The organism is Nostoc sp. C057 (genome assembly GCF_013393925.1).
GTDB lineage: Bacteria > Cyanobacteriota > Cyanobacteriia > Cyanobacteriales > Nostocaceae > Nostoc > Nostoc muscorum_A.
Genome location: NZ_CP040281.1, coordinates 41,412 through 55,916 on the forward strand (window position 1 = coordinate 41,412; position 14,505 = coordinate 55,916).

7 protein-coding genes are annotated in these 14,505 nt (G+C 40.8%); 1 reads left to right on the forward strand and 6 read right to left on the reverse strand.

Annotation, left to right across the window (positions count from 1 at the left end):
• Window positions 1–372 precede the first annotated feature (372 nt).
• A complete protein-coding gene (gene dnaN / locus FD724_RS00155; RefSeq protein ID WP_179071181.1) occupies window positions 373–1,536 on the reverse strand; it encodes a DNA polymerase III subunit beta in 1,164 nt (387 codons plus the stop codon).
• Between the two features lie 593 nt (window positions 1,537–2,129).
• Here dnaN and hetI point away from each other — a divergent pair.
• Entirely contained in the window at window positions 2,130–2,849 is a 720-nt protein-coding gene (hetI, locus tag FD724_RS00160; RefSeq protein WP_179071182.1) for a 4'-phosphopantetheinyl transferase HetI, read from the forward strand.
• Between the two features lie 83 nt (window positions 2,850–2,932).
• Here hetI and FD724_RS00165 read toward each other — a convergent pair whose 3' ends face one another.
• From FD724_RS00165 to FD724_RS00185, 5 genes are all read right to left on the reverse strand, one after another.
• The gene (locus FD724_RS00165; protein ID WP_179071183.1) at window positions 2,933–3,736 is read right to left on the reverse strand and encodes an SDR family oxidoreductase; all 804 of its coding nucleotides are present in this window, start codon (window positions 3,734–3,736) and stop codon (window positions 2,933–2,935) included.
• Window positions 3,737–4,285: 549 nt separating this feature from the next.
• Window positions 4,286–5,800, reverse strand: coding sequence for a thioester reductase domain-containing protein (locus FD724_RS00170; RefSeq protein WP_179071184.1), 1,515 nt, complete (start codon window positions 5,798–5,800; stop codon window positions 4,286–4,288).
• A 2-nt stretch (window positions 5,801–5,802) separates the two neighbouring features.
• Entirely contained in the window at window positions 5,803–7,479 is a 1,677-nt protein-coding gene (locus FD724_RS00175) for a PfaD family polyunsaturated fatty acid/polyketide biosynthesis protein (RefSeq protein WP_179071185.1), read from the reverse strand.
• Between the two features lie 226 nt (window positions 7,480–7,705).
• Entirely contained in the window at window positions 7,706–12,454 is a 4,749-nt protein-coding gene (locus tag FD724_RS00180; protein ID WP_179071186.1) for a PfaB family protein, read from the reverse strand.
• Window positions 12,455–12,685: 231 nt separating this feature from the next.
• The gene (locus tag FD724_RS00185; RefSeq protein WP_179071187.1) at window positions 12,686–14,413 is read right to left on the reverse strand and encodes an SDR family NAD(P)-dependent oxidoreductase; all 1,728 of its coding nucleotides are present in this window, start codon (window positions 14,411–14,413) and stop codon (window positions 12,686–12,688) included.
• Window positions 14,414–14,505: the final 92 nt, after the last annotated feature.

Here is a 14,505-nt window from a genome sequence, read left to right on the forward strand (position 1 = left end):
AGGGGGCAGGGAGCAAGGACAGCCCGCAAATATGGAAAGCCACTTGGCAAATTGGCAACTCTGAACAAATTAACTGTGTTATTTTTAATAACTATACAAGGTGTATTTGCACTTTCAAGCTATTTTTTAGACGGGCTGCAACCCGTCTTTATTTATCTTCAGATCCTTTTACAGCAGTTTTCATGTATTTGAACTATATCTGTCGTAGGAGCAATTCATGAATTGTCCCTACAACGAAAGTCCTAAATTTAATTATTTGCTCAACAACTTTTAGGGTGTTATATAACATTTTCTAAACAACATCTCAATAAAGAGAAAGACGTTTGAATCTGTTCTTTTCCCCTGCCCCCTACTCCCTGCCTTCTGCCTCCTTCAACTTCTCAGTTGCACAGGCATAGCTAAATAGGTCATTTTCAAACCACCCAATGGTGTAAAAATAACTGGAGTCAGGCTTTGATTTAGGTGCATTTGAATTTCGGTAGATGGCAACTCTTTCAAGCCTTCCATCAAATATTTAATATTAAAAGCAATTTCAATGTTTTCTCCAGATATCTGCGCTGGCATTGACTCTCTACCACTACCCACATCTTGAGCTTCGCAAGATAAGGTAATTTCTTGAGCTTCGCTATCAATAGTAAGTTTGACAATATTATTTTTTTGATCAGCTAGCACGGCAATTCGTTCCAAAGTGCTGACAAATTGTCGCCGTTCAATTGTCACTTGTCGTTCAAATTGACGCGGAATCAATTGTCGATAAGCAGGATATTGCCCTTCTAATGTGCGACTAGTCAAGCGTTGATTTTGCCATGCAAATACAACTTGACCTTGATCGAAATATAAAGCTACAGGTTCATCTGATGAGGCGCTATGAGCTAGCATCCGTTGAAGTTCGCGTAATGCTCTCGCTGGTACTGTAACCTCTAATTGACTAGTTCCCCCTAGAGGACGCTCGTTGCTAGTTTCTACCACTGCTAGGCGATGTCCGTCGGTAGCTGCAAATTCTAGGGTATCTTGTTTAACTGTTAAATGTACTCCCGTGAGTACTTGTTTAGTTTCATCACCACTGGTAGCAAATAATGAACCCCGTAATCCCTCAACTAATGCGGCGGTGGTGAGATAAATTACTTCTGTATTTTCAATTACAGGTAGTTCAGGAAATTCTTCCGGTCCCATTGCTCGGACTTGATAATGTCCACTTTTGGGTGTGAGTGTAACTATTAAACCTTCTCCACCGGATGTTGCACCTGTGAGGGCTGATTCATCGTCTAAAGTGATTTCACCTTCTGGAAGACGAGAGGTGATATCTACAAGTAACTTAGCAGGAAGTGCGATCGCACCACCTTGCCATACCTCTGCGTTAAAGCTGGTGCGGATTCCCAAGCTGAGATCGAAGGCTGTTAAGCTTACTTGGTTAGTTTCAGCATCCGCTTGTAACAGCACATTGGCAAGTACTGGATGAGTTGGTCGTGAAGGTACTGCACGACTAACGAGTGAGAGATTTGTACTGAGATCGCTTTGGGAGCAAACTAATTTCATAAGTGAGATTCAGCTGGTGAAGGATATGGTAACATCCTTATCGTTTATAGGCGATCGCTGATGAAGTTATTTAAGGGTAAAATTCCAAACTCACCAATCCTTTAGCAGCCGATTCTGTTAAGCTTTCTTCTGTAAATGGATCTTATGAATGGGGCATCGGCTGCGATCATCAGTTAGCTAAAATCCAATAGGGTTCATATAGCGGTTTTCGTACCCTCCGGGAAGCCGCTACGCATCTTAATAGATGCAATAGACTTTAACCTCTCTCCTTTTAGGTAAGTTAACTACCTGTGGAAAACTTGTGGAAAAACATGGGTACTTTTTCACAAAGTAATTATACTTAATTAAGTTTTATCAGGAAAATATCAAGTTTTCCACAGATTTTTCCACAAAAAGTAAGATTTTTTCCATAATCTAAGTTAAATTTAATCAATTTTTATACGTTACTTAATATTTTCAACTAATTATTCAACCATTAAGACTAGCGATCACACTACTGGTTGTGGAAAACTTAAAATATATCTTCAGGATAAAATAAAGACTAGTAAAGCTAAACTTCGGTAAAGGTTACAAAACAAATCAAATCAGATTCAATGACCGCTACTCATCATTTCTGGCTACCTGCACCGACAGATTTAACTTTGTTACCAGATGAGATTCATGTCTGGCGTATAGAACTTGACCAACCAGAACTACAACTGCAAAATTTAGCAGCAACTCTTTCCAGTGACGAAACGGCTCGTGCTGAACGGTTCTATTTTCAGGAACATAGACAGCGTTTCATTGCTGGTCGTGGTATTCTCCGAACTATATTAGGTCGCTATTTGGGTATCCAACCCTTACAAGTGCAGTTTAATTATCAACAGCGTGGCAAACCAGTATTAGCAGACACATTTGCCGATAGTGGACTGGCATTTAATTTGTCTCATTCCCAAGGGTTGGGTTTGTGTGCGGTGAATTGTACTCGCCCAATTGGTGTAGACCTAGAATATATTCGCCCGATGTCTGATATTGAAGCTCTTGCCAAACGGTTCTTTTTACCGAGAGAATATGAGATGTTGCGATCGCTATCTCCCAATCAACAGCAAGAAGTATTTTTCCGTTACTGGACTTGTAAGGAAGCTTATCTAAAAGCAACTGGAGACGGACTATCCCAGTTAGAACAAGTTGAAGTGTCGTTGACTCCTACAGAACCAGCCAAGTTACAGATATTAGAAGACTGGAGTCTTTTTGAACTAGTACCTGCAAACAATTATGTTGCTGCCGTTGCTGTAGAGAATTTTGGCTGGAACTTAAAGTGTTGGCAGTATTGATGTTGATTAAGCTCATCTCTTGGCTGAAACAAGAGAGATATTGCAGACAAATGACCAATGACAAATGACAAATGACAACCTGCTTACTTATCTTCCTGCATATTTCGCACAATTTTTGTCACCAGGTTTCTAGGTACAAATCTGACGCTTTTTGCAAGTATTGCATTGAGTAAACCAGGAATGACAATGGTTTGACCCTTCATTAAGGCACGAAAACCAACTTCAGCTACTGTTCGTGCATCCATCATTCTCTTACCCTTGAGCAACTTAGAGTCAGCCATTCCGGTTCTCTCATGAAAGGCAGATGCGGTTGAGCCTGGGCAAAGAACTGTCACAGTGACACCAGTACCTTCTAACTCATTAGCGATCGCTTCTGAAAACGATAAGATATAGGCTTTAGTAGCAAAATAAACCGCCATCAAAGGCCCTGGTTGAAACGCCGCAGCCGAGGAGACGTTTAATATCTTACCTTCACCTTGCTTGACCATGTGCTTCAGGAATAGCTTAGTTAAATGGGTGAGACACACCAAATTTACCTGTAGCATTTCCAGTTCAGTAGCTAAGTCTGTTTCATGAAATAATCCATAGATACCAAATCCAGCATTATTTACCAGCACATCAACATTAATATCGGCTTTTTGCAACTCCGTGAAAATTTCTTCAGGAGCAGTTGATATAGATAAATCCTTAACAATAGTTTTGACAAAAATTCCAAATTTTTCTTGGAATTTAGCTGCAATTTCTACTAGCCTTGGCCCATTTCTGTCTACTAAGACCAGATTGTAATTATGAGCAGCAAAAATACACGCTAATTCGTAGCCAATTCCACCGGCTGCGCCAGTAATAAGAGCAGTTTGTTTGCTCTGTTTTTGATGTGTTTTGTTCATGTAAGAATGTTGGTGAATTCAACTTGATGAAGCTGCGTTGCATTTACAGTGGTTCTTGTTCTACAATTAAGTACGCGTAATATCTCAACCTACAATAAATATCTTGAGTTATTACCCTTTCAAATGCTTATGTGATGCATTGGATAGATGTAGCAGTCCAAACGTAAATTTAGGACTTATGCATCGAAGAAGTTAGGCCTTAAAGGAGTTCGGTTATTTCAGACTGCTAGCATTTGGTTTTTGATCACTCACAAAAGCCAGCGGGTAAAATCAACCTTTTATGCCCGACATTAACCATTCTATCCTCAATTGCTTCTGTCAAGGGTTGAATACTAAAAATTTACATGATTGAGCATAAAAAAACAGGGCAATTATATTGCCGCTGTTAGTGTATTAGTTGTTGCTGGCATCTGAAATATTGGCTATTTAGTAGTACTGAGTTTTAAAAAGCTTGGACTAAATAAACTTATTTTTTAGGTTCGTAACGCACCGAAAGTATCCAGGATGGTGCGTTACGTTCCTAACATATCCTACGTAAGTTGTGAATTACTAAGCGATATTTAAGAAGCCGCTTTGAATCAAGTAGGCGGTATAAGTCATGAACAATTGAGAGTCAATTGGAGGACAAGCAATAGAACTACCTGCCAATGCATGGAGAGTATCTTGGCAGCTAATATGGGGTCTTCTCGCTTGCAAGTACAAATCAGGAATAGTCAGTTGTTCATCAGACCAACGTTCCAGTAAAAAGGGTCGCAGAGTGTACAAAGGGTTGTCAGCAGAAGTCACATTATTGATTAACTCAGATTGCCATTTTTCATAGGGAATCATTTCAACTGAATAACCAAAAGAGCGTATCCACTCAACTAGCATTTTCAAAGCTGCGGGTTGGGGATGTTGTAAATTGAAAGCCTTACCTATGGATTCTTTTTGGCGTGATAGATAAACGATCGCTTTACTTACATAGTCCACAGGTGACATATCCAACATATAATCTACATCAGGGAAATATCCCATTTGTAGACAGCCCTTGGTCATCAAGTTAATAAAGTCATGTGTGTTACAAATGCCTGTCTTGCTATCACCTGAAATCAGTGGTGGTCTGTGGATAGTTACAGGAAGCCCACGGTCACGAGCAATTTTAACTAACTTTTCAGCTACCCATTTAGTTTGTGAGTAACCAAGATAAATGCCTTCCCAATGATTGAATTCATCCTGCTCTTTGACAACCTTGCCAGCATAAGCAGTAGATTCAAAAACAGCAACACTAGAAACGTAATGTACAGGCTTGACTTTAACTTGACAAGCCAATCTCAAAACTTCTTGAGTACCTAAAACATTGGCTGCTTTCAGTGCAGAGTATGGGAAAACATAATTCAACAAAGCAGCACTATGATAAATAGTATCAATATTGGCAGCTAAAATTTGAAACTGTTCCGAACCAATACCTAACAAAGGCTGAGATAAATCGCCGATAATCGGAATAATTCTGGAGTTAAATTCTTCTTGCCAAATTGCATACTGCTCTAGATTTTTTTGGAGTTTGCTTTTGCCTTCTTCAGCATTAGCAGCACGCACTAAGCAATAGATATCCGCATTAGTTTCTTGTAGCAATTCCCGGATGATAAAGGCTCCTAAAAAGCCTGTTCCTCCAGTTAAAAAGATGTTCTTGGGTTCACCTATAGCTACATTAGATGCAGCACCAGGATGGATGGTGGGGTCAAGAACAGCCTCAGCACCTAAATCTAGAACAGTGGGTGCAGCATTGGCATTGGAGGCTACTACCTTTGTATCTTGAACTGGTGAACCTTCTTGCACTTCTTCAGCTAAACGCTGTGAAAGAGCCTCAATATTTGGGTAATGCCACAGCAGCAATGGAGAGGGTTGGAATCCTAGTAATTTTTCTAAGTTACTTACTAGAATCATTGCTTGGGCTGAATCCAACCCATAGTTTTCTAAATGTTCTGTGACATCTATTTCATCAGTTGCGACTCCTAGCAACTTAGCTAAGTTAGATACCAAAAATACTTGAATATCGTCTGCTGTGAAAGACTGTTTTATAGTCATTTTTAAATCTCCAACAATGATGTAGAACGAATAGGGTGATATTGACTGTAATAATCGGAAGCTTGCAGTCCTTGAATTTTCAAATTTTGAACACGGTACAAAAAGGCTGCACCAGTCATAATTTGATTAGCAACATCAACTACACCGCGATTATTTGGTTCAGACAGGTAAGAACCGCGTACCCAGTCATTGAAACCGCCCATTGCCGGGCCACACCAAATTTGATAATCGACTTCTCTACCTTTTTCACCAGAACTAGACCAGCGAGAAGATAATCCTAAATACCAACGGAAAATCAACGCCATTTTTAGTTTAGGATTATTAACTGCTTTCCCAAGTTTCTCAGGATTCTTTTGGGACAAATAAGCCGCAGTCCCTTCCCATACTTCAGCAATAGTTTTGCGAAAAACTTGTTTTTCTAATTTCTCTCTTTCTGCAAGGGGGATGCTTTCAATGGAATCATAAGCGCGGTAGAGTTCAAATAATTTCTGCGCTCGCATGGGGAACATCGTACCCCGTTTGAGAACTTGCAATTTGACTCCCATTTCAAACATATCTGCTGCTGGGGCCATTATCATATCAGCCATTTCTGCTTGGGCTAATAACTTTTTGGTATGTTCACAAGCCCCAGATTCAACACATGACTGATTAATGGAACCGGTCATTATATAAGCAGCACCCATCATAAAGGCTGCTAATGCTGATTGTGGTGTACCAATTCCACCTGCAACGCCGATTCTAATGGGTGTTTGGTAATGATATTGTGCTTGAATCTCATCCCGCAAGGCAATAATAGAAGGTAACACACAAACCAAGGGACGGTTATCTGTATGACCTCCAGAATCAGCCTCGACGGTAATATCATCAGCCATCGGAACTTTGGCTGCAAGGGTTGCTTGTAACTCAGTAATTAGACCTTGTTCAAGAAGTTCTTTGATTATTCTGGCCGGTGCTGGTTGCAGAAATTTAGTCGCAACTTCTCGGCGAGAAATTTTGGCAATGATTTTATTTTTGATTTCAATTTGATTGGCGCTATTCAACCCCAATCCAGCAACACGGTAATAAACAATGTTGGGTGTCAAGTCGAGAAATGCAGAGGCTTCTACTGTTCTCACTTGATATTTTAGGTATAAATCCACTGCGCGGCGTTCAATCGCAGGTTCGTTGGGGCTGTGGATTAGATTAAATGCGTAAGGCCCTTGAGGTAAAGCTTGTTGAATGCGATTTATGGCTGCTTCCAAACGTTCTGGAGTTAAACCACCTGCACCAAAGGAACTCAAAATTTGCTCTTTTCCAAGTGCAATGACCATTTCTTCGGAAGCAATTCCGCCAGCCATTGCGCCGGTAACGTAGGCATATTTCACTCCATGAGAGGAGAGAAAATTCGGATCTCCAAATTGTTGAATGCGGATTGGTGCTGCAAATGTTAGCAGTTCTACTTGTGCTGTTGTGCCATTATCACCAGGGGATAAATAACCCTCATTAGTGACACCGATTTTTCCGGCAACTTTCACGATGTAGCAGGGTTTATTTAACACCATCAATTTATCTTTGATGGTTTGTTTTTCAAAAGATACAGTTTCTAAAGAACCTTTCCAAACCTGGTTTTTGTTATATGACCAAGTGGAGAAGTTAAGACCATTATCGTGTTTACTTAGTACCGTATCTACGGTTGTCACGGTAGTTATCCCTCGGATTACAAACAATGGATGATAAAGTTGAAGGGTGTTGACTCTGTTAACGAACCGCAGAGGCACAGAGGGCACAGAGTAAGAGAGTAATACCAATTCTCTGGGAGATGCACGTAATAATTTTTAAACGAACCGCAAAGGGCGCAAAGAGCGCGAAGGAAGAGATAAGTTAAGAATTAAGCGGTGCAACTTGAGAGAGAATTGGTATGAGATATTAAGATTCTTCGTTAAGCAAGTTTTGGGCGCAAGCTAGTTGCAATTGAATGATTTCGCTCATTTGCTGACTGTAATCTTGTCTAGCTTGTAAGAAGGCTGTGTGTGCTTTCGTTATCTTTGAATTATTAGCATTGAGCTTTTGATACTGGGTCTTATTTAAATCGAACATGCTGATGATGCTACTAATTTTTTGAGTTCTGACGGGTGGGAAAGAAACAGGAATTGGCTGTCTAATTGCGCTTGACTCAGAAGATTGTAATTGTTCTCTCGGTTGAAAAACGTTATCAATGATATTTTTCAGTTTTACTTCTTCTGGCTGAGGCAAGATGTTAGGGGAATGACTTTCTTGTTGGGTTATCTGGGTAGAAGTGTTAAGAAAATCTGTGATTTCAGATTGCTGAAGATTAGGTATCTTTGGATGCTGTATTTTGAAACGTTCGCTCCTAAGATCCCCAGCAAAATCTTCAACAAGTTTGCGATTTTTTTCGCTCAAAATTGTAGCAGCGATCGCTTTTCCACCCAAGGTAACTGTTCTCAATGTTGCTTTATTTGAATTAGCCGTTTCTTGGGCTTTGTTGTACAACGGTGATAAATCTACGTTCACCTGATGACTGAGTAGTTTTGCTAATGCTTTGACCATCGAAGCATGGTCATCCATTCCTCTACGATTTAGAGAGACTGTGATGTGTTCTTGGTTGCCGAGAATTTTATCAATCCATCGTGAACAGACACTACCAGCACCCGCTTCTAGAAATATTTTGACACCATCGCCATAGACACGATTAACTAATTGCGGAAAATCAAGTTCTTGGCACAATCCTTTGGCGATGTTGTGCGCGATCGCATCACTTTCAAGTACAATCGGTTGATAGTCGGCGGCAGAATAAAACACAATATCGGGGAGACTTTGCGACGGTAATTTGTTTACCTTCTTGATTTCCTCGAACTGCGATCGCATCGCTTCACAATGTATCACATGGTCGAAGGGAGCGGGGAAAGAATTGCAACCTAAAGTTGTAATTACTCGCTTACAGGCGGCATCTTCACCAGCAATTAATACTTCTTCTGGTGTGTTGATTTGAGTTAAGTAGACGTGATTCTCATGTTTCAGGCATTCTCTCACTTGAGATGGAGTAGCCATGAGAACATAGGTATTCCAAAAATTGTTGTTTGGTGAATCGGTTAATCCCCAATATTCACGCACAGCATTTTTTGGTCCAGATAATTTATCGCCAAATAGAGGTGATGAGTTTAAGGTGTTACTTCCACCTTCAAAATCACTCCAAACTCCTTGGGCAACCATCATACTAGTTTCACCCAAGCTATACCCAAATACAGATTGCGGCTTGACTTTAAAATCATCTCGGAAAATTGCCGTCATGTATCTAGCAAAGGCGATTTCACTTTCAAACATTGCCAGGGAATCATCTAACAATTGCTTTTCGAGTGTTTCTAGTTGCCTGGTTGTCAATTTAGGTAAGCTTCTGGGATAAACTAGCTTTTCAACATCGGCAGCCCGATTGTAGAGATTGTTACTTTTTAAGTCCTCAAAAACTTTAGGAAATAAGCGGAAGACACTGCGACCAATGCCAATATAAGAATTGACTGCTGCGGGATAAACGTAAGCAACTGCTCCAGTTTTACCCAATGGTTTCGCTGTGAAATAACTACCTAGTGGTGTTTGCCAATCTGTGCCGTTTTCAAAGGCATTATTTACACCTTTGCGGGCAGATTCAATTTCTTTGAGTAAATCTTTTGTGTTACGTCCTGTAATTGATAAGACGTATTTTGGATTAGAATGCTGTTCAAACTTAGCAAATGTCTCGCTGGCGGTAGCTGCTAAAGAAGAACTCGCTTCTATGGTATTTTGGAGATTGTTGAGAAGATCGGAGATGGTGGTGCGATCGCTAACTGCTATCGGAAACAGATGAAAAGGCATTTGTTGCAAATATCTGTTATCCCGTTCCTCTTGGCTGGGTTCCTCCGATAAGATTAAATGGGCGTAACTCCCATCTATACCCATGCTATTAATTGCTGCTATTCTGCGTGTGCCGCCTTTATCAACAAACCAAGGTCTTGATTCCATTGCCACATAGAAAGGACTACCTTCCCATACTTGCGGTGTTTTGACACCAGACCATTTGGGTGTGGCGGGAATATACCTGTAATAAAGACAGAGAGCGGTTTTGATTAAGCTAGCAATTCCCGATGCTGTATAGGTGTGGCCGATATTGGCTTTGACGCTGCCTAATGCACAATGCAAACCATTGCCCACTTTCGGATAAGCTTGCAGTAAACCTGTGATTTCGGCTTCATCCTCCTGGGGAACGCCACTACCAAAGACTTCCACATAGTTGACTTCTGTGGGTTGAATCTCCGCCATCTCGAAAGCTTGTTTGCAGACATTGCTGATAGCTGAAGCATCAGGTTTTACCAAAGCATCACTCAAAGTAGAATTACCTTGTGCGAAACTCATAGCATCAATTACTGCATAGATGCGTTCATTATCTTCTTTAGCAGCTTCGTAGCGCTTGAGGACGACAGCACCCGCACCTTCGCCAACCGTCCAACCATTAGCTTGTTGGTCATAACCCAATGTATTTACACCCGTATTAATTGGCGCAAATTGGCTGCGGAACAAGACATTTTCCACACCACCAGCTAAATCTACTGCACCAACAACGACTGCATCAACTTCACCCGTAGCGAGTAGCATTTGGGCAACTTCCAACGCTTTGAGGGCGGAATTTTCGCCAGCGCTGACGGTGAATGCAGGACCAGTGAAATTCCATAAAGCAGAAATCCGACTCGCCATGATGTTGGCGATGTGACTGACGTATTCGCCGATTTCTACTGGTTGGTGAATGCTATCTTTGACAATGGTTTCCAGTTGGGAAAGCTGTTCAGCAGGTAGAGAAATTCCTTGGTTGAGTAAGCCATCCTTAACTTGCCAAGATAGATTCCATCTTTGCTGTAACTGATGCACAGAGAATTCTGTCTCGGCGGCAACAATCACAGCCACATTGCTACCTTCCTGTAGTTTCGCATCTTTCACGGCGCGATCGCTAACCTTCAAAAGCAACAATTGTTGTGGGTTTAGCTTTTCGATTTCATTCGGTGGGATTTTGCACGATAAAGTATCGATTTCAAAATCCTTGATATATGCTCCTACTGGTGCTTTTCCGTCTGTTAAACCGTACTCTTTCAGGACATTTTCCTGATTTTCTATACCGTGCCATCTTTGAGGCGGTAGAGAAGTAAAATGCTGTGTCCCATCATAAATACTGCGTTCAAAAGCATCTAAACCATTGCAGTTACCAAAAAAGGCATCCATGCCAACAATGGCGACTTTGGTAGGTGGAACAGGTGGAGTTGATTCAACTGATTCTGGTGTAGTTCCTTGTTCTAAAATCAGATGAGAATTAGTTCCGCCAAAACCAAAAGCACTGATAGCCGCTCGTTTAATTGCTGCGTTATTATTAGGCCATGCTGTAGCTGTTCTAACAATTTTGTCGGCAGAAATTGTACTATTTTCTGAAGCTAAAGGATCAGAAACATTCATGGTTGCTGGAATTACACCATGAGACATACTCAAAATCACTTTAGTCAAGCCAACCATGCCAGCAGCAGTTAGCAAGTGACCAGTATTTGCTTTAGCAGAACCTACCAGAGGCGCAGCTTGATTTTGACCAAAAAATGTTTCGATGGAGTTGAATTCGGTTGTATCTCCTAGCAATGTGCCAGTGGCGTGACACTCTAGATAATCGATGCTTTTTGGACTAAAATTTGCTTCCTTGTAGGCTCGTTCAAAAGCTAAGGTTTGTCCTTTAGGATTCGGACTGAGTAAATGTTTACCTTTGCCATCATTCGAGAGTCCATTACCGCAGATAGTGGCAAGAATATTATCGCCATCTCTAACGGCATCAGAATATCTTTTCAGCATTACCATCCCAACACCATCGGCGGGAATTAGCCCTCTAGAGGATTTATCTAAGGGACGGCTAATGCCGTTTTCTGCATACCCTTGAACACCGGAAAATAACATCCGCACGAATAGGGAATCTGCACAACTTATGGCTCCAGCTAACATGACATCAGCTTTGTGCGACCATAAGTAATGAGATGCTAGTTTAATCGCATAAAATGAGGAAGAACAAGCAGCATCCAGACATAAATTAATCTGGGATAGAGATAGAGCTTGAGCAACGATAGATGCTGGTAAACCAGATATCATCGCATTGTACAAAGATGCTTTGGTTGCTGTTGGGACAGCTAAATCAAAATCTTCACACTGCAAAAGTTCTCTGACGGCAGGATTAATAGCTTGCTGGTAAATTGGAGAGAATAATTGATTAGATAATTTTGTCGGGAATGACAAATTACCTAAAATTACGCCGCATTTTGCAAGAACATTTTGATTACCCCAATAACCACTTTGTACAATTGCTTGTTTGGCGGCATACAATGACCATTTGAAGGTGTTATCTAAACTAGCAACAAATTCTGATGGTAGATTGTATTCAGATGGATTAAACTGGAAGTTGCGGATGTACCCGCCTTTAAGGGAATAAGTTTTGTCTGGTGTACCTTTAACTGGATTGTGAAAGATTGTCGGATCTACTCCGATTTCTTCGACGGTTGCAGAGGATGTCGAATCTTTTTGATTAACGATGTTTTGCCAGTATTCTTCAGGATTCTTTGCATCGGGGAATAGGCATGATAATGCGATGATGGCTATTTTTTCCACGATTTATATGCTCCGAGTTTGGGTATTTAGCAAGAGATAATTAAAAGGCAGGATTTACGCTGTTCCCCAAACTTTGAACGAGGCAAGTTATAGCAATCCTATTTGAGTTGTTAAAAATGCTTTTTCTAATCGAACCACAGAGGCGCAGAGAGCGCAGAGAGAAGAATAAAGAGAGCTTTTTACAACTGATTTAGGACTGCTATATGGATGTTGAGTGATAAAGGAGGATTATTAGCTTCTGAGCATTTTCATTGACCAAATAATGGCATGAGCGCCGAGCATTCGTGAGTATATTTTTCCTTGGCGATCGTATATGATAAAGTTTGCGATCGCACTACTTGATGTCTTAGACAGTACTTCACAAGAAACGTAAAATGTTTCGTTATGTGGTATGGCTTCAAACTGTTCAAATTTTTCCACTTTTCCAGGTAAACAACCTTCTTCATGAAAGTGTTGTGTCCAAATCCATAAGGCGTGCATACTCAAGTCAGTTGTATAAGGATTTACCCATTGGACGGGGAATTGTCCTTGTTGCTGTGGGGTGAGTTCTGGCCACAGACATTCTGTTGTGATTTTTTCAGGACTGATGTTTAAAACTCTCTTAACTTCTTGAAAACCGGGGCCGTGAAATAATGTAGCCCCACCATTCTGGTAAAAAGCTTTTCCTGTAGCGGTGATGATATTATCTTCTTCGAGATTGAGAGATTCATAAGTGGGTGCAGATGGGATTTCTCGCTGGAGATTGAGTTGAGCGCTAAAATGAAACTGGATTCTGCCTTGTGGGTTTTTACTCGAAATTTTGGCTTTAAGTTCGATTCTTTCAAGATTAACTTTAGAAATTTCTTCTATCTCTAAAATATGTTCTTTCGCTAATGTCTCATTGAAAGTAATCCCTTTCAAAACTTTGAAATCTTGGTAATTAAACAACCGATAACCTGGATATAATTGTTCAGAAGCATTGATAATCCAGGTCATTGCACAAGTTGCTGGTAAAACTGGAGAACCAGCAATCGTATGATCGTGCAAAAATGGATTAGCTTCTAATGTCATTTGGCGACGGATACGATAAGTTCGTAATTCTGAATCTAACTCCGCCGCCAGGGGAACTAGTGGGCTACCAATGACAACTTGTGCGGTTGCATGATTGGCGTTATCCATTTCCTTAACGAGCATTTGCGCCCCAACTGCAATGGGAATTATATCAATTTTTCGCTCTTGAAAAATCTTCTTTAATTCTGCTGTCACCATCCCACTGTCCCAAGCGCCCCAGTTGATAGCAACTACATGACATGAGGGATAACTTTGCTTAAATATATGGGCTGATTTGTTCAGAATTTCATTTGCGATCGCATAATCAGATTGTCCAGGATTTCCGTAAAAGCCTGTGACTGAAGAAAACAAAACTAAATGCTGAAGTTGATTAGGATTGACGCAAGTTAGCAGGTTTTCTAAGCCTTGAACTTTAGCGGTGTAAACTTTTTCAAAATCCTCTTCTGTTTTCTTTTCAATTAACTTATCGGCTAAGTTTCCCGCGCCGTGGATGATTCCGGTAATTGGGCCGAGATGTTGCACAGCAGTGGCAAGTTTTTCTTGTAAAGCTGGCGTATCTGTGACATCGACGCTGATATATTCGGCTTTAGCTCCGGTTTTTTCAATTGCTGCTAGGGTCTTTTTAATTTCGCGGCTGGAGGTAATTTTGTTATATATTTTTTGCACATTCATGGGTGTAGGCTTCTCTCCTTGAGAAAGAAGATTTTCCATGATGCATTTTTTCAATGCGGAGTCATCAGAATTTTGAGCATAATCTGGCTCGGTTTCTAATAGTTCGGAGCGACCGAGGAGGATGAATTTGCAGGGTTGCTGCTGGGCTAATCTGATAGTACACTCAGCCGTAATCCCTTTTGCACCGCCGCTCACGACAAAGACAGATGATGGACTAAGCTGGGCTGTTTGTGTCATAAATCCTCTGGGATTAATTCGTAATTCGTAATTCGTAATTCGTAATTAAAAGATGCTCTCTTATCTCTTTCTCTGTGTCCTCTGCGCCTCTG